19 protein-coding genes are annotated in these 16605 nt (G+C 64.2%); 10 read left to right on the forward strand and 9 right to left on the reverse strand.

Annotation, left to right across the window (positions count from 1 at the left end; all coding sequences use genetic code 11):
• Nucleotides 1–98: 98 nt before the first annotated feature.
• Nucleotides 99–959: a methionyl-tRNA formyltransferase gene (locus ACODRW_RS13970; RefSeq protein ID WP_488905997.1), complete on the reverse strand. Its 861-nt coding sequence runs from the start codon at nucleotides 957–959 to the stop codon at nucleotides 99–101.
• 312 nt (nucleotides 960–1271) lie between these two features.
• Here ACODRW_RS13970 and ACODRW_RS13975 point away from each other — a divergent pair, with 312 nt between their 5' ends.
• The 5 genes from ACODRW_RS13975 to ACODRW_RS13995 all read left to right on the forward strand — a co-directional run bounded on the left by ACODRW_RS13975 (nucleotide 1272) and on the right by ACODRW_RS13995 (nucleotide 4682).
• Entirely contained in the window at nucleotides 1272–1925 is a 654-nt protein-coding gene (locus ACODRW_RS13975; RefSeq protein WP_488905998.1) for a hypothetical protein, read from the forward strand.
• 209 nt (nucleotides 1926–2134) lie between these two features.
• On the forward strand, nucleotides 2135–2419 hold the full coding sequence (locus tag ACODRW_RS13980; RefSeq protein ID WP_107799384.1) for a hypothetical protein: 285 nt from the start codon (nucleotides 2135–2137) through the stop codon (nucleotides 2417–2419).
• A gap of 145 nt (nucleotides 2420–2564) precedes the next feature.
• Nucleotides 2565–3395 carry a diaminopimelate epimerase gene (gene dapF / locus ACODRW_RS13985; protein WP_107799385.1) on the forward strand — a complete coding sequence of 277 codons (831 nt, stop codon included), beginning with the start codon at nucleotides 2565–2567 and terminating at the stop codon, nucleotides 3393–3395.
• A 67-nt stretch (nucleotides 3396–3462) separates the two neighbouring features.
• On the forward strand, nucleotides 3463–4116 hold the full coding sequence (locus ACODRW_RS13990) for a DUF484 family protein (protein WP_488905999.1): 654 nt from the start codon (nucleotides 3463–3465) through the stop codon (nucleotides 4114–4116).
• Nucleotides 4113–4682, forward strand: a complete 570-nt coding sequence (locus ACODRW_RS13995) for a hypothetical protein (protein WP_107799387.1) — start codon at nucleotides 4113–4115, stop codon at nucleotides 4680–4682. The genes ACODRW_RS13990 and ACODRW_RS13995 overlap by 4 nt, the downstream gene beginning before the upstream one ends.
• Before the next feature lie 92 nt (nucleotides 4683–4774).
• Here the strand turns inward: ACODRW_RS13995 and ACODRW_RS14000 are convergent, their stop codons facing one another.
• From ACODRW_RS14000 to ACODRW_RS14030, 7 genes are all read right to left on the reverse strand, one after another.
• Entirely contained in the window at nucleotides 4775–5356 is a 582-nt protein-coding gene (locus ACODRW_RS14000) for a YceI family protein (protein ID WP_233246675.1), read from the reverse strand.
• Between the two features lie 32 nt (nucleotides 5357–5388).
• A complete protein-coding gene (locus ACODRW_RS14005; RefSeq protein WP_227107992.1) occupies nucleotides 5389–5946 on the reverse strand; it encodes a YceI family protein in 558 nt (185 codons plus the stop codon).
• The gene (locus ACODRW_RS14010) at nucleotides 5943–6506 is read right to left on the reverse strand and encodes a cytochrome b (protein WP_107799389.1); all 564 of its coding nucleotides are present in this window, start codon (nucleotides 6504–6506) and stop codon (nucleotides 5943–5945) included. Before ACODRW_RS14010 ends, ACODRW_RS14005 begins: the two co-directional genes overlap by 4 nt.
• Nucleotides 6507–6766: 260 nt before the next feature.
• Complete coding sequence (locus ACODRW_RS14015) at nucleotides 6767–7732, reverse strand: ABC transporter permease (RefSeq protein WP_107799390.1); 966 nt, start codon at nucleotides 7730–7732, stop codon at nucleotides 6767–6769.
• Nucleotides 7732–8838, reverse strand: a complete 1107-nt coding sequence (locus tag ACODRW_RS14020; protein ID WP_233246676.1) for an ABC transporter permease — start codon at nucleotides 8836–8838, stop codon at nucleotides 7732–7734. Before ACODRW_RS14020 ends, ACODRW_RS14015 begins: the two co-directional genes overlap by 1 nt.
• Nucleotides 8835–10364, reverse strand: a complete 1530-nt coding sequence (locus tag ACODRW_RS14025) for an ABC transporter ATP-binding protein (protein WP_488906000.1) — start codon at nucleotides 10362–10364, stop codon at nucleotides 8835–8837. Before ACODRW_RS14025 ends, ACODRW_RS14020 begins: the two co-directional genes overlap by 4 nt.
• A gap of 118 nt (nucleotides 10365–10482) precedes the next feature.
• On the reverse strand, nucleotides 10483–11466 hold the full coding sequence (locus ACODRW_RS14030; protein ID WP_107799392.1) for a BMP family lipoprotein: 984 nt from the start codon (nucleotides 11464–11466) through the stop codon (nucleotides 10483–10485).
• Nucleotides 11467–11958: 492 nt separating this feature from the next.
• Between ACODRW_RS14030 and ACODRW_RS14035 the strand changes: the two genes are divergently transcribed.
• The 5 genes from ACODRW_RS14035 to ACODRW_RS14055 all read left to right on the forward strand — a co-directional run bounded on the left by ACODRW_RS14035 (nucleotide 11959) and on the right by ACODRW_RS14055 (nucleotide 15207).
• On the forward strand, nucleotides 11959–12726 hold the full coding sequence (locus ACODRW_RS14035) for a tRNA pseudouridine(65) synthase TruC (RefSeq protein WP_488906001.1): 768 nt from the start codon (nucleotides 11959–11961) through the stop codon (nucleotides 12724–12726).
• Between the two features lie 21 nt (nucleotides 12727–12747).
• Entirely contained in the window at nucleotides 12748–13596 is an 849-nt protein-coding gene (locus tag ACODRW_RS14040) for a 23S rRNA (adenine(2030)-N(6))-methyltransferase RlmJ (protein ID WP_488906002.1), read from the forward strand.
• A gap of 167 nt (nucleotides 13597–13763) precedes the next feature.
• The gene (locus tag ACODRW_RS14045; protein ID WP_107799395.1) at nucleotides 13764–14318 is read left to right on the forward strand and encodes a thymidine kinase; all 555 of its coding nucleotides are present in this window, start codon (nucleotides 13764–13766) and stop codon (nucleotides 14316–14318) included.
• A gap of 137 nt (nucleotides 14319–14455) precedes the next feature.
• Nucleotides 14456–15034 (forward strand): LexA family protein, encoded by a 579-nt coding sequence (locus ACODRW_RS14050; protein ID WP_107799396.1) that lies wholly within the window; start codon nucleotides 14456–14458, stop codon nucleotides 15032–15034.
• 17 nt (nucleotides 15035–15051) lie between these two features.
• Nucleotides 15052–15207 (forward strand): hypothetical protein, encoded by a 156-nt coding sequence (locus ACODRW_RS14055; RefSeq protein ID WP_167604380.1) that lies wholly within the window; start codon nucleotides 15052–15054, stop codon nucleotides 15205–15207.
• 309 nt (nucleotides 15208–15516) lie between these two features.
• On the opposite strand, the gene nagZ is transcribed toward ACODRW_RS14055, so the two are convergent.
• Nucleotides 15517–16605, reverse strand: coding sequence for a beta-N-acetylhexosaminidase (gene nagZ / locus ACODRW_RS14060; protein ID WP_107799397.1), 1089 nt, complete (start codon nucleotides 16603–16605; stop codon nucleotides 15517–15519).

The following is a 16605-nucleotide window of genomic DNA, read 5'->3' on the forward strand; positions in this document are numbered from 1 at the left end:
TCGAAAATCAGATTATTCGAGAAGTCTTATCTGGGAAATGGATGAAAAGTTTAGGCAAACCGTGAAAAAATTTTAGTAAAGCCCTATTCCGACACCTCTCACCCCCTCAGCCGGCCGCTGACGCCGCCGGGCGGGTTCAGGCTCCATTCGCTGATCAGCACCATGCCGTCGGCGGCGGCCACCAGGAGGCTCAGCGCATTGGACAGGATCAAGGAGCCCGGCGGGTAAGCGTGGCTCTCTCGCCAGCCTTGCGCGCGGTGCACGTGCACGGTGACGCCGTTGACCGCGGCCAGGCATTCGAAGTCGCCGAAGGCGCGCACTCGGCGCATGACGTCCTCCACCGGCAGGCTGAAATCCAGCACCCGTTCTTCGTCCCGCCACAGCGGCCAATAGCTGCTGTTTTCGCCTTGCGGCTGGGCCTGATCCCATAAGGAGGCGAAGTCGCCGGCCACTCGCCCCGCCAGCCGGTACAACGCCAGTTGCAGTTTCGCGTCCAGCGATTCATGGGTTTCGTCCGGCCTCAAGGCGAACTGCTCCTGCGCCAGCACATCGCCGGCGTCCATTTCCCGGGTCAATTGGTGACAGCTGCAGCCCCATTGCCTATGGCCGTCCAGGATCGCCTTCACCATGGGGTAAGGCCCGCGGCCGATGGGCAGCGGCGACGGATGGAAGTTGACCGCGTAATTCAGATAAGGCTCCCAGTCCGGCACCCGCCAGTTGTAGCTGGCCACCAGCAGGACTTCGCAATCCTGCTCCGCCAGCTCCAGCAAATCGCGCTCGCGCATCCGCGACAGCTGCACCGGCACGCCCAGGCGCTCCGCCGCCGCCAGCGACTCCTTGTGGTGATGCATGCGATGGTCCACCCGGGTGCAGAACAACTTCAACGGCTGCCAGCCGGCGTGCAGGAACACGTCCAGCACCGGCTTGAAGCGATCGGACAAGGTAATGGCAAAACGCATGACGGCATCCCGGCGGTTCAGAGGGCTGACTTGTTTATAACAAGACCATCCGAACGAGACTGATTGTCTCACGGAAATTAACAGAATCTCTCCGCAAGGCTGGCACGCCGTTTGCAACTGGCAACGGGTCAAGCCCTTGTTCTGACGCGAAAACAGGCCAAACTCGCCGCCAGACGGCAATTCTCTCCGCCACGGCGGCATGGATTGCCGCCCGCGCCGGCAAAACGTCAGAACCAGGCCGGCAATGGAAGTCGAGCTGCTCCGTGAGGCTCACGACCGACAACTCCATCATGACTTTGCGGGAGAACATTCATGTCAGTCAGCAATACCAGCGGCATCGACGCCGGCGGCAACGCCTGGCAACAACGTAAAGCCGTTCACCAGCAGCGCCGCCAGGATTTCCAGACCATGATCAACGACGTGCGGCAAGGCGATCTGGGCGGCGCGCAGCAAGCCCTCGCCAGCCTGCAGTCCGCGGCGTCCGGCGGCGCGACAAGCGGCTCAAACGCCGCCAACGCCGGCGGCCAGGACTTCGCCAGCCTGATCAACTCCATGCAGACCGACGGCAGCGTCGCCGCCGCCGGCGACGCGTCAGCCAGCAATGCCGGCGGCAACGGCGATCTGGCCGTGCTGTTCCAGCAGATGCTGAGCCAGTTGCAGGCGGCCAGCTTCGGCGGTTCGGGCAATAGCGACGCCGACGACGCCTTAAGCGCGCTGAGCGGCGCCTCCTCGGCCTCATCGCCCAACTCGCTGTTCAACAACCTGGGCCAGGATCTGGGCAGCGGCGACCTTAAGCAGGCGCAGCAGGATTACCAGCAGTTGCAGCAAAGCTTGCAGACGGCGGCGCAAAACCAGCCGCCTCACCATCGCCACCATCACCATGGCGGCGCTCAGGTTCAGGCGGCGCTGGCGGCCTACCAGGCCAATAGCGGCGACGCCGGCCAGACTCAAGCTTCCGCGGGCTGAGCGCCCTTTTCCCGCCGGACCTCGGTTTAAGCCGGGTCCGGCTTATTATTTTTACCGTTGAAATGAAAATCCATTCCACGCCGATAACGCCGCCCGCCCTCTCCCCAAGGCCCCGCGCCGCGGACACCGCCGCCTTCGACCCCGAGCTTGCGCCGGCCGCCCCGGAGCCGACGCCGGAGCCCGCTCAAACCAGCCGTCCACGCCTAGACATGGCGACGCTGGTCCGGCTGCTGCTGATGCAAATGCAGCTCAAGCTCAGCCAGTCCGGCGACGCCGCCGAGGACACGCTCAAACTCGCCACCGGACAAGACGCGCCGGCGTCTTCGTCCGGTTCACTGATAGACGACGCCGGCCAGGCCGCCGCCGCCGACGCGCAAGCCGCCGCAGTTCAAGCCGGCGGTGAAGCCATGCCGCAGACGGCCGCGTCCAGCGCGGCCCTGCAGGCCTACGCCGGCGCGGGCGCCCCGCCCGGCAAGCCGCTGAGCAGCGCCTGAGCGCGCGCCTGTACCTCTATCTACGCCACTGTGCTAACCTGCCTTATTGGCGGCGACGCCCCGTCCGCGCTTCCGCGCGCGCGGCCCGCCGCCCGACCGCCGGCCCGATAGCGGGCCGCTTGTTTACGCAGGATCTGGCGCGCCAATGAAATTGCACTTCACCAAAATGCACGGCCTCGGCAACGACTTCATGGTTGTCGACGGCGTGAGTCAAACCATTCCCTTGAGCGCGGAGCGCATCCGTCAGCTGGGGGATCGCCACTTCGGCATCGGCTTCGATCAATTACTGCTGGTGGAGCCCCCGCGCTCTCCGGACAACGATTTCCGCTACCGCATCTTCAATAACGACGGCGGCGAGGTGGAGCAATGCGGCAACGGCGCGCGCTGCTTCGCCAAATTCGTGTCCGACCGCGGCCTCACCGCCAAATCGCGGATCCGGGTGGAAACCGCCAAGGGCGTGATCGCGCCGGAGTATCTGGGCGACGGCCAGGCCCGGGTGGACATGGGCCGGCCGCGCTTCGCTCCGGACGAGATTCCGTTCCAGGCCGAGCGCGAGGCGGTATGCCACGATTTGCAAGTCGAGGATGCGACCTTGTCGGTCAGCGTGGTGTCGATGGGGAACCCCCACGCGGTGCAGGTAGTCGCAGATGTAGCCTTGGCTCCGGTGACGCGCGTCGGCGCGGCCATCGAAAACCATCCCCGCTTCCCGGAACGGGTCAACGCCGGCTTCATGCAGGTGCTCGCCCGCGATGAAATCCGTCTGCGCGTGTTCGAACGCGGCGCCGGCGAAACGCTGGCCTGCGGCACCGGCGCCTGCGCGGCGGTGGTGGCCGGCATCCGCCGCGGCCTGCTGGACCGGCGCGTGCGGGTGCACACCCGCGGCGGCGAACTGACGGTGGAATGGCCGGCCGACGACGCCGCGGTCACCATGACCGGCCCCGCCGTCACCGTGTTCCAGGGCGAAATCGAGATTTAACGGCCCGCCGCCGGCAAACGGCGGCGGGCTCGCAACAACAACACAGCCGTATAGGGGGTTATGAATCATGCAGACAGATGATGTGCTGGCGTTTTTGGACCAACACCCGGACTTTCTCGCCCACCATGCCGAAAGACTCGGCCTGAAGCCGGGCGGCGCGCCGCAAGACCGCGTGGTGGTCTCGCTGGCGGAACGCCAAATGCTGGACCTGAAGGACCGCAACCGCCAGTTGGAATCGCGTTTGCAGCAGTTGATCCGCCACAGCGAAGCCAACGACCGCATCATCGCCAGCGCCCATCAATTGGCGCTGACGCTGCAAGCCTGCCTGAGCCTGCAAGACGTGCTGAACGCGCTGCCCGCCTGCTTCGCCGAGCATTTCAAGCTGAAGCGCGTGGCGCTGCGGCTGTGGCATCCGGCGGCGGAGTCCGCCGGCCCGGCCTACGACGCCCGCAGCGAGGTGGCCGCGCTGGCGCGCAATCTGTCCGCGCCCTATTGCGGCCCCTACGTCAACGACGACGTGCTGGCCTGGTTCCCGGCCGCGCCGGTATTGCAGTCCTTCGCCCAACTGGCGCTGCGCGACAGCAAGGGTCAGGCCTTCGGCCTGCTGGCGCTGGCGTCGGACGATCCGCAACGCTTCACCTTCGACATGCACACCCACTACCTGGCCCAGATAGGCGAGCAGGTGTCCGCCGTCCTGGTCCGCGTACTGGAGGCTCAATGACGGCGACGCCCACCGGTTGGTTCCTGCTCGTTCTGGTCGCGCTGTTCTACCTGCACATTCTGTGGCGCTTGATCGCCAGCCGCGACGGCATCGCCCAGCTATGCTTCGCGGCGTCCTTCTTCATCCTGGCGCTGATCTTCCGCGCGGACCCCTTCCTCACCGTGCTGTCGCCGGTGTTGCTGCCCTTCTGTTACGCCTACGCCTGGCTGGGCATCGCCGCCGTGCTGTGGTCCGCCAGCAGCTTGCGGGTCAGCCGGCTTGGCCTGGCCTTCCCCGAACGCCAGCCGCAGCTGGCGGCGCTGATGGCCAGCCAGCTCAGCCTGCATCTGGGCATCGTCGCTTTTTCACGCTTGCTGGACTGGCGGCCGCTGCTGTCCTACCTGATGGCTCCGCCGCTGATCATGGTCGTCAGCTACGCCTGTTACCGCGCGCTCTTGTACGTGATGCGCCGTCAGCCGGAAGCGCGTCTGCCCTGGACGGTGTTCGGCGGCATGACCGTGATCAGCCCCCTGCTGGTGATGTGGCTGTCCGATTGGCTGGCCCCCATCGTGCTGGGCCTGACCTGATCCCCCGCAACGGCGTCCATAAAAAAACCCGAGTCTTTCGACTCGGGTTTTTTTGACGTCGGACAAGCGCTCCGGCGCTTTATCGAATCCACTTACTTCTTGCCGGCTTCGATGGTGATGTTCAGCTGCAGATCGTCGCCCACCGCCGGCGCGTAAGCGCCCACGCCGAACTCGCTGCGCTTGATGGTGGCGGTGGCGTCGGCACCGCACCACGGCTTCTTGGCCATCGGATGGGAATCCACGCACTTGAAGTTGGTCACCGTCAGCGTCACCGGCTTGGTCACGCCGTGCAGGCTCAGTTGACCGTCCACCGCCGCCAGCTTGTCGCCGTTGAAGGTGAATTTGTCGGATTTGAACGTGATGGTCGGGTACTTCTCAACGTCCAGGAAGTCCGGGCTGGCGATGTGCTTGTCGCGCGCCGCCCAGCCGCTGTCGTGGCTGGCGGTCTTGATCACGATGTCCACCGAACCGGTTTTCTTGGCCTGGTCCAGCACCACGGTGCCTTTGGTGTCGTTGAAACGGCCGCTCAGCGTGGAAAAGCCCAGGTGGCTCAGCGAGTAGCCGGCATGGGTGTGCGAGCTGTCCACTTCGTAAGTGACCGGGGCGGCTTGCGCGCTGCCCAGCACGCCCAGCGTCATCACGGCGGCAAACAGAGTCTTCATTTTGGTCGTCACGTCGGTTTTCTCCAGGGTAAAGAAAGGCAAGATCACTTGCCGGTCAGAACGAATTTGTATTTGACGGTCACCAGATCGGCGATCGCCTCGGTGTCGTCCCAAGCGCCGTCGCCCACCTTGAACTGCAGGCGTTGCAGCGGGAAGCTGCCTTGCAGCGTGGTTTCATTGCCCGCGCTGGCGGCGGTGAAGGTGGACACCACCTCGCGGCTGACGCCCTTCAGGCTCAGGGTGCCGCGGGTTTCAAACTTGCCGCCGCCCAGAGCCTTCACCGATTTGGCGGTGAAGGTAGCCTTGGGCAGGCTGGCGATATTGAAGAAGGACGCGCCGCGCACCGTGGTGTTGCCGTCGGCGCTGCCCACGTCCACGCTGCCCAGGTCCACGGTGAACACCGCCTTGGTGGCCTCCGGCTTGGCGGCGTCGAAGCTGACGTTGGCGGCGAAGCTCTTGAAGCGGCCTTCGGTGGGCACGTTCATCTGCTTGAAGGTAAAGCCCAGCGTGCTCTTGGCCGCGTTCAGCGTTTGCGCGGCCTGGGCCGGCGCCATGGCCAGCGCCACGGCGGCGCTCAGGGCGAGGGAAGTCAGAAATTTCATGCTTGAGGATCTCCTTTGCGACAGGACGGCAACATCCGCGCCAGTGTGGCGTCGCGATCGATAAAGTGATGTTTCAATGCCGCCAGCGCGTGCAGGCCGACAATGGCGACGATGGCGTAAGCCATCAGCGCGTGGCTCCAGCCCAGCACATGGCCCAGCGCTTCGTTCTTGTCCACCAGGTCCGGCAGTTGCACCAGGTTGAACCACACCACCGGGTAGCCCTTGGCCGAGCTCATCAGCCAGCCCACCAAGGGCATGGCCAACATCAGCGCGTACAACAGCACGTGGATCAGACCGGCGGCCTTGAGCTGCCAGGCCGGCTGCCCGGGCAAAGGCGCCGGCGCGCCGCGGCGCGCGCGCCAGACCAGGCGCAGCACGGCCAGCGCCAGCACGCTGATGCCCACCCATTTGTGCCAGGCGATCAAAGAGGCTTTCAGTTTGAAACTGGCCGGCGAAGTGATTTGCATGCTGTTGAAATACCAGCCCATGATCAGGGCGGCAATGATCAACAGCGCAATCAGCCAGTGCAGGGCTATCTGTGTCGGACTGTAGCGTTGCATCGAATTCCTTATTACAAATGAGCGGCAGATTAAAACTTATCATGCCCGTTAATCATAAAAGCGCGCCCATTGCCGTCATAGCGAAATTATTAGCGCAAAAGATTCAAATTTTCTGAACAACCACCTGGCGACGCAATGGCAGTTGAGATTGGGAATCACTATGAATAACAAACGACGGCAAGGTTCCCGTATGCGATATAAAACAAAAAACCGCCAGGGGCAAAGCCCGCTGGCGGTTTCCGACCTGGCTCAAAAGCCGGTCAACGGCTCTTGACGAAGGGAATGCCTATCGCTTTGGGCGCCACCGCGCGGCCGACGAAGCCCGCCAGCAGCAAGACGGTCAGCACATAGGGAATCACCGCGATGGCCTGGGACGGGATCTGGCCGATGCCCGGCAGCGCCACGCCTTCCAGACGGATCTGGATGGCGTCGGCGAAAGCGAACACCAGGCAGCCCAGCACCGCCGGCAGCGGCTTCCATTTGCCGAAAATCAACGCGGCCAGCGCCAGGAAGCCCTTGCCCGCCGTCATTTCCTTGATGAAGCTGCCGGTCTGGTACACGGACAGATAGGTGCCGGCGATGCCGCACAACACGCCGCCCCAGAACAAGGCGGTGTAGCGCACCCTGGCCACCGAAATGCCGGCGGTGTCCGCCGCGTGCGGGTTCTCGCCCACGGCGCGCAGACGCAGGCCGAAGCGGCTCTTGTACAACACCCAGGCCACCAGCGGCACGATCAGGAACAGAGTCAGATACACCAGGATGCTGTGGCCGGACAGCAGCTTGCTGTACAGCTGGCCCAGCAACGGCACCTCGCGCAGCTCATGGGCGAACGGCAGCGCGATCTCGTGGAAGCGGCCTTCGTCCGGCAGCTGCGGGGTATTGCCGCCCTGCTGGAACCAGGCCAGGCCCAGCACCGGGGTGATGCCGGAAGCGACGGTGTTGAGCGCCATGCCGGAAATCAGCTGATTGCCGTTGTAGGTGACGGACACGAAGGCGTGGATCATCGCCATCGCCACCGAGGCGGCGATGCCGCAGGCCATGCCTATCCACGGGTTCTGAGTGGCGAAGGCCGCGGCGGCCGCGGCAAAGGCCGCCACCAACATCTTGCCTTCCAGGCTGATGTCCACCACGCCGGAACGTTCGGAGAACATGCCGGCCATCGCGGCCAGGATCAGCGGCGTGGCCACGCGCAGCGTGGAATCGAGCAGACTGAAGAAGATTTCCATTATTTGTCGTCCTTGCGCTTGAACAGGCCGGCGATGAACGGCTCGAACAGGTTTTCCAGCGCGCCGCAGAACAGGATGATCAGACCCTGGATGAAGATGATCATCTCGCGGGTGATCATCGGCTTCTCGAAGGACAGATCGGAGCCGCCCTGGGTCAAAGCGCCGAACAACAGCGCGGACAGGATGATGCCCACCGGGTGGTTGCGCCCCATCAGCGCCACGGCGATGCCGACAAAGCCCACGCCGTTGGTGAACATCACGTTCATGCGGTGGGCGGAACCCATCAGCTCGTTGACCGCGGCCAGACCGGACAACGCGCCGGACACGCACATGGCGAGGATGATGACGCGGCTGACGCTCATGCCGGCGTAGCGGGCGGCCGGTTCGCTGGTGCCCACGGTGCGCAGTTCGAAGCCCCAGCGGCTATGCCACACCACCAGGTAGAACAGCGCGGCGGCCAGCAAGGACATCACGAAGCTCAGGTTCAGCGGCGAGGTGGGAATCTCCACGCCAAAGCGCGCCGCCACTTCATGGATGGCGGGAATCCAGGCCGCCTGGCCGAATTCGCGCGTGGTCGGGTTCTGCGAGCCGGCCTCGATCAAGTGATGGCTGATCAGGTACAACATCAAGGAGTAAGCGATGAAGTTGAACATGATGGTGGTCACCACGATGTGGCTGCCCCGCTTGGCCTGTAACCAGCCCGGCACGAAGGCCCAGGCCGCGCCGAAGCCCATCGCCGCCAGGATGGCCAGCGGCACCAGCACCGCCGGCGGCAGGCTGTGGTCGAAGCCCAGCACCACCAGGGTGACTCCCAGGCCGGCCAGATAGGTCTGGCCTTCGCCGCCGATATTGAACAGGCCGGCGTGGAAGGCGGTGGCCACCGCGAGACCGGTGAAGATGAAGCCGGTGGTGTAGAACAGCGTATAGCCTATGCCCTCGCCGTAGCCGAAGGCGCCGTTGATCAGCAGCTTCAGGCATTCCCAAGGGTCTTCGCCTATCAGCCAGGTGACCAGGCCGGTCACCAGCAGCGCCGCCATCAGATTAAGCGCCGGCAGCACCGTCAGCTGCGCCCAGCGCGGCAAGGTGGAAGGTTGTCCGAATTTCAATGCTTGTGCCCCCCCATCAGCAGGCCCAGCGAAATGGTGTCGGCGTCCTTGGCCGCCACTTCGCCGGAGATCTGTCCGCCGGCCATGACCAGGATGCGGTCGGCCAGCGCCAGGATTTCTTCTAATTCAACCGAGACCAGCAAAATGGCCTTGCCCTCGTCGCGCAGTTCCACCAGCCGCTTGTGAATGAATTCAATCGCGCCGATGTCGACGCCGCGCGTCGGCTGGCCGATCAGCAACAGGTCCGGATTGGCGTGGATTTCACGCGCCAGCACCACTTTCTGCTGATTGCCGCCGGAGAGCAGGCCCACGCGCAGCAGCGGATTGCCCGGGCGGATGTCGAATTGCTGGATGAAGTCGCGGGTGCGCGCCAGCAGCCGCTTGCGCGAATACCAGGGGCCGCGGCCCAGGCCGGTTTCGCCGTGATAGCCGAGAATGGCGTTTTCATAGCTGGAGAAGGCCTTGACCAGGCCCTCGCGCGAGCGGTCTTCCGGCACATGGGCGATGCCCAGCCTGCGGTAGAGCGCGGCGCGCGGCTCGCCGCCGCAACGGCGGCGCAGCAGGTCCTCGCCCTTGTAGACCATCTCGCCGGCGCTGGGCTCCAGCATGCCGGCCAGCACTTCCAACAGTTCGGACTGGCCGTTGCCGGACACGCCGGCGATGCCGACGATCTCGCCGGCGCGCACTTCGAAATTCAACTGGTCCAGCAGCTTGACCGCGCGCGCGTCGGTCAGGCACAGATTCTTGACGCTGAGCACCGCCGCGCCCGGCTCGCGCTCGGCCTTGTCCACTTTCAGGCTGACCTTGCGGCCCACCATCAGGTCCGCCAGCTTTTCCTTGTCCACGTCGCAGGTGGCGACATTGGCCACCACGGTGCCGGCGCGCATCACGCTGACGCCGTCGGTGATGTCCATCACCTCGCGCAGCTTGTGGGTGATCAGGATCACGGTCTTGCCCTGCGCTTTCAGCGAACGCAGGATGTGGAACAGGTGATCGGCTTCCTGCGGCGTCAGCACCGCGGTGGGCTCGTCCAGAATCAGCACGTCGGCGCCGCGGTACAGCGCCTTGAGGATTTCCACCCTTTGCTGCAGGCCCACGCCCAGATCGCCCACCAGCGCGTCCGGATCCACCTCCAGCGAGTAATTGCGGTTGAGCTCTTTCAGATGCTCGCGGGCCTCGTCCAGCCCCTTTTTTAGCACCAGGCCGCCTTCGGCGCCCAGCACGATGTTTTCCAGCACGGTAAAGGTGTCCACCAGCATGAAATGCTGATGCACCATACCTATCCCCAGCTCAATCGCCTCTTGGCTGTTGCGGATAGGCGCTTCCTTGCCGTTCACCCGGATGGAGCCGCTGTCGGCCTGGTAATAGCCGTACAGAATGCTCATCAACGTGGATTTACCGGCCCCGTTTTCGCCGATGACGCCATGGACGGTGCCCTTGGCGATTTTCATCGAGACGTCGCGGTTGGCTTTGACGGCACCAAAACTCTTGTTGATGCCCGCCAGCTCAATGGCAAACTCGGTCATGCTTATTCATATTCCCTGGTTAGGGTCAACCTGATTCCGCTCCGGCATGAACAAACAGGCACGATGGAATGCATCGTGCCTGCGTCCCCGAAACGGATCAGGGAAAACTCAGCTCAGCTTATTGCATCGGGCAACTGTTGTTGGCGCGGTAATCCACCACCTTGATCTTGCCGCCGATGATGTCCGCCTTGGCCGCGTTGATCTTCTTCTCCATCGCCGGAGTGATCACTTTGCGGTTGTTGGCGTCCAGCGCCCAATCCACGCCGGCCTCCTTCAGGCCCAGCACCTTGACTTCCGGCTTCCAGGAACCGTTCTTGGCGTCCTTGAAGGTGTTGAACACCGCCACGTCCACGCGCTTGACCATGGAGGTCAGCACCGAACCCGGGTACAGATGGTTCTGGTTGCTGTCCACGCCGATGGAGTACTTGCCGGCGGCCTTGGCAGCTTGCAGCACGCCCAGGCCGGTGCCGCCGGCGGCGGCGAACACCACGTCCACGCCGCGGTCGAACTGGCTCTTGGCCAGCTCAGTGCCACGCGCCGGGTCGTTGAAGGCCTGCGGCGTGGTGCCGGTCATGTTCTGGATCACGCTGGCGTTCTTGTTGGTGAACTTCACGCCCTGCACATAGCCACAGCCGAAGGCGCGGATCAGCGGCACGTCCATGCCGCCGACAAAGCCCACCTTGCCGCTCTTGGAGGCCATCGCCGCGGCCACGCCGGTCAGGAAGGCGCCTTCTTGTTCCTTGAACACGATGCTCTGAACGTTGGAACCTTTTGCCACGGCGTCGATCAGAGTGAACTTGACCTTGGGGAACTCCTTGGCCACGGTTTCCACCGCCTGGGTGAAGGAGAAGCCGATGGCCACCACGATGTCGGCGTCGCGGCGCGCCATATTGCGCAGCAGCTGTTCTTTCTGGGCTTCGGACGCGATCTGGCCGTCGCGGTAGTTGATCTTGAATTCCTTCTTGAAACGCTCGGCGCCGTTGTACGCGGACTCGTTGAAGCTCTTGTCAAACTTGCCGGCCATGTCGTAGACCACGGCGGGCGAGAATTCTTTGGCGAAGGCGGAAGTGGACAACACCGCGGCCGCTACGGCAAAGCTCATTCGTTTCAGCTGGATTTTCATCTCTATGACTCTATGGAGTTTGTTGGTCAACCCGCACGTCGATCACCCCCTGTGGTTCCCGTGTCGTGCAGCGAAGCAAAGCGCCCGCCAACCCTTTGTCATGTAGCGTCGCAACTACACGCCTGGTTGCGCGGATGCGGTCCTGCCGCCATCCCGTGGCAAACGGGATCGCAATCGGCACAGACGCCGCCCTGTCATTCTTGTTTGAGCGCGGCGAATTGTAATGACGCACCCATGGCCTGTAAACAACTTCCTCTCTACTTTGAAATATCATGTCGCAACGAAAGCCGGCAAAGCCCGAGTCCGCGCACAAAAACGCCAATAGCATGACAAACCGCTGTTGTTTTCGCGTAATGGAAGCGTAAGACATAAAACTACAGCACAAGGGCATCGCCCGTCGCCCGCGCGCCTTCCAAAGCCGGCCGGCAACGCCTACAATGCCGGCCTTCCCCACCCGCTTCAAGCCGCCCCATGCTGCCCATTCTTTACCGCGACGACCGGCTGATCGCCATTCACAAGCCCTCCGGCCTGCTGGTGCATCGCACCGCGCTGGACCGCAACGAAACCCGCTTCGCCGTGCAGCTGCTGCGCGACCAGATCGGCCAGCGGGTCTACCCGGTGCACCGGCTGGACAAGGGCACTTCCGGCGTGCTGCTGTTCGCGCTGGACAAGGATATGTGCCGCGAAATGAGCTGGCAGTTCGAACGCCAGCAGGTGGACAAGCGCTATATCGCCGTGGTCCGCGGCTACAGCGACGACGCCGGACGCATCGACTACCCCTTGAGCCGGCGCCCGGACGATCTGGAATGGATAGGCGAAACCGTGGACACCGCGCCGCAGGCCGCCGTCACCGACTACCGCACGCTGGCGCGCATCGAACTGCCGATCGAGGTGGAACGCTACCCCAGCAGCCGCTACAGCCTGCTGGAGCTAACGCCTCACACCGGCCGCCGCCACCAGCTGCGCCGTCATCTGAAGCACATCGCCCACCCCATCATCGGCGACGCCACCCACGGCAAGGGCCGCCACAATCGCATGTTCGCCGAACATTTCGGCAGCCGGCGCCTGCTGCTGGCCTGCGTCGCAATGCGGCTGAGCCACCCTGACAGCGGGCAGCCGCTCTGGCTGCAAGCGCCGCCGGCCGACGATTTCATGCAGCTTGCGGAACAACTGGGCTGGCGCGCCGCGCTGGAGGACGCGCTGCGCGGCCACGCCGAATCCGGTACAATTCGCGGCTGACGAACGCCATACCCCGCAGCCATGCTTAGTTACCGCCACGCCTTCCACGCCGGCAACCACGCCGACGTGCTCAAGCATCTGATCCAGATCGAGCTCCTGAACTACCTGGGCCAGAAAGCCAAGCCCTACTGGTATATCGACACCCATGCCGGCGCCGGCGCCTACTCGCTGGTGGAAGGTTACGCCACCAAGAACGCCGAATTCGAATCCGGCATCGCCCGCCTATGGCGGCGCGACGACCTGCCGGAAGCCGTCGCCAACTACGTCGACGTGGTGCGCAGCCTGAACGCCGACGGCGAACTCAAGCTCTACCCCGGCTCGCCCTGGTGCGCGGCGGAAGTGATGCCGGCCAGCGACAAGCTGCGCCTGTTCGAGCTGCACCCCACCGACCACCAGCTGCTGGCCGACACCTTCGCCGACGCCGGCCGCCGCGTGCAAATCCAGCAGGCCAACGGCTTCGAGGCGATCAAGGCGATTCTGCCGCCGCCGCCGCGCCGCGCGCTGGTGCTGATCGACCCGCCCTACGAGGACAAGCGCGATTACCAGCACGTGATCACCGCGCTGAAGGAAAGCCTGAAACGCTTCGCCACCGGCGTCTACGCGGTCTGGTATCCCTGCCTGCAGCGTGCCGAGATGAAGGAACTGCCCAAGGAAATGAAGAAGCTGGGCGCCAAGAACTGGCTGCGCGCCGAATTGCACGTGCAAAAGCCGTCCAGCGACGGCTTCGGCATGCACGGCAGCGGCATGTTCATCCTCAACGCGCCGTGGACGCTGCCGCAGACGCTGCGCGAAGTGCTGCCCTACCTCGCCCAGCATCTGGCGCAGGACGCCGGCGCCAGCTATGTGCTGGAAACCGGCGGTGACCTTTAAAGAACCTATTTACGATCTGCTGCGCGTCGTGGAGCGTTACACGGTGAGTACGGCTTCAGAATGCTCATGTACCTCTTGTACACTCCGCTTCTTCAACCGTTTTCGCCTTGTCTCCCCTTAGCTCGCGAGATCGTAAACAGGCCCTAAGCCCCAGCGAGAACCCATCGATGGCAAAACTCTTTTTCCGCTACGCCGCGATGAACAGCGGCAAGAGCACCCAGCTGCTGCAAATCGCCAACAACTACGAATCCATGGGCAAGACCGTGGCGCTGTTCACCAGCGCGATGGACGACCGCTACGGCTTCGGCAAGATCACCTCCCGCCTCAATCTGCAGCGCGACGCCCGCACCTTCTCGCCGGAGCTGAACTTCCTGGCCGAGGATTTCGGCCAGACCGCCTGCATCCTGATCGACGAAGCCCAGTTCATCACCCCGGAGCAGGTGCACCAGTTGCATGAGCTGGCCCATACCCGCAACATCCCGGTGATCTGCTTCGGCCTGCGCACCGATTTCCGCGGCGAACCCTTCGTCGGCTCCGGCATGCTGCTGGCGCTGGCCGATGAAATCGAAGAGATCAAGACCATTTGCGAATGTGGCAAAAAAGCCACCATGCACATTCGCATCGACGCCGACGGCCGCCGCGTCAAGGAAGGCCCGCAGGTGGAAATCGGCGGCAACGCCCGCTACCGCGCGGTTTGCGCCCGCTGCTTCTACCGGCTCTGAAGCCGCCGCCCGCCCGCCGAAACCCGCCCGCCTCAGCGGGCTTTTTTGCGCCCGCCGCCGGCGCGCTCAAAAAAAACTTGCCCTGGGCTTTGATAATGTACACAATCAAATCTGCTTGCATTACAGAGGATTAGCCAATGAGCCATGGGGGCAAACGCAGCGGCGCCGGCCGCAAGTCCAGCTACGGCGGCGACAAGACCGTCGCCCTCCGCGTGCCGGAACCGTTGAAACCGGTGCTGGAAGACTGGCTGCGCGATTACCGCAGCTGGCGCACCGCCCACAACGCCCAGGCCGACGACGTGCGCACCCTGGCGCGCCACCTCAGCGAGTTGTCGCTGCCGCTGTTCGCCAACAGCGTGCCGGCCGGCTCGCCGGTGGCGGCGGACGATCTCAAGGAAGACGACGTGGACCTCAACGCCAGGCTGGCGCCGCGGCCTGGCAGCACCTTCCTCGTCACGGTCAAGGGCGAATCCATGTTGGGCGCCGGCATCCACGACGGCGACCTGCTGGTGGTGGACCGCGCGACGGAGGCGCGCAACGGCAAGGTTGTAGTAGCGGCGCTCAATGGCGAACTGACGGTGAAGCGGCTGGAAAAAACCGCCAAGGGCATCCGCCTGCTGCCGGAAAACCCGGAATTTCAGCCGATTCCGGTGCCGGAAGACGCCGCCTTCCATATCTGGGGCGTCGTCACCAACGTCATCCACAAAGTGGACTGAACCTTCGGGAGAACACCATGGAACACACTCAAGCGCAGTACGACAGCATCAAGATGAAGTTCATGGACTGGCGCCGGCTGCCGCGCGCCTTCCGCGCGGTGATCCAGGGCCAGCCGCAAGTGCTGGTCAGCCGCCCGGGGCGAGACTTCTACGTGCCGGTGCAGTTTGTTTAGCCACCTTTATTAGCCACGGAAACACACGGAAGACACGGCAAAAGACAACTCCTTCGGCCAGGAAACCCACGAAACCTTCCACCGTCTTTGGTCCGTGTTTTTCCGTGTGTTTCCATGGCAAAAGCAACCACAGACCTTGCCTGCTCCCGTGGCCTTCCGTGGCAAAAGACGTTCCCCCCCTTAAGAGCGGCTAACATTGTCAGTTTCACGGCTGAGGCAAGGCGCGCCGACGCAGGCAGTACTTGAGTACGACAAGTCGGCGCAACGCAGCATCAGGGGTTTGTTAGCCGCTCTAAGCAAGCGTCACGCTTAATTGGCCTCGCCCACATCCGGCCCGCGCATCGCGTCCGCAGGCATGTTCAAACGCTCCACCTGGGCGCGCGCCGCGGCGAAGGCCGGGCCGGCCAGCTCCGCCGCCCAATCCGCCGCCTTGCCGGCCATGCGCTCCAGCCGCCGCGCCAGTTCCGGCTGCGCCGGCGGCCGCAGATGGGCCAGAATCAGATCGGTCTGCCGGGGATCGTTGCAGACCAGCACCATATCGCAACCAGCGGCCAAGGCCACGTCGGCGCGCTGAACAAAGTCGCCGGCGCCGGCCGCGCCCTCCATGTCCAAGGCGTCGGAGAAGATCACGCCGTCAAAACCCAGCCGGCCGCGCAGCACCTGCTGCAGCCACACCGGCGAGAAACCGGCCGGCTGCGCGTCCACCGCCGGGTACAGAACATGCGCCGGCATCACCGAGCCCATGCCGGCGGCCGCCAGGCGGCCGAAGGGCACCAGATCGTCCGCCTCCAGCTCGGCCAGGCTGCGGCCGTCCTCCGGCATCAGATGATGGCTGTCGCCCTCGACGAAGCCATGGCCGGGAAAGTGCTTGCCGCAAGTGGACATGCCGCCGCGCGCCAGGCCGCGCTGCAGCGCCTCGGCCAACTCGGCCACAATGGCCGGATCGCGGTGGAAGCTGCGGTTGCCTATCACCGCGCAGCGCCCCCAATCCAGGTCCAGCACCGGGGTGAAGGACAGGTCGACGCCGCAGGCGGACAGCTCGGCGGCCAACACATAGCCCACGTTCTCCGCCTGCTCCAAGGCCGCCGCGCGGTCCTGCTCCCACATCCTGCCCAGCACCTGCATCGGCGGCAGACGGGTGAAGCCGTCGAGGAAGCGCTGCACCCGGCCGCCCTCGTGATCCACCGCAATCAGCAGATGCGGGCTGCGCAAGGCGCGGATTTCCGCGGTCAGCGCCTTCAGCTGTTCGATGTCCTGGAAATTGCGGCGAAACAGGATCACCCCGCCCACCAGCGGATGCGCCAAGCGCTGTTTCTCTTCGTCCGTCAGCCGCAGGCCGGCCACGCCCGCCATTACCGGCCCGCGCGGCAAGGCCGCGCTCTGTTGAGTCTGCTGCAT

This window comes from Chromobacterium sp. FG89, assembly GCF_057808735.1.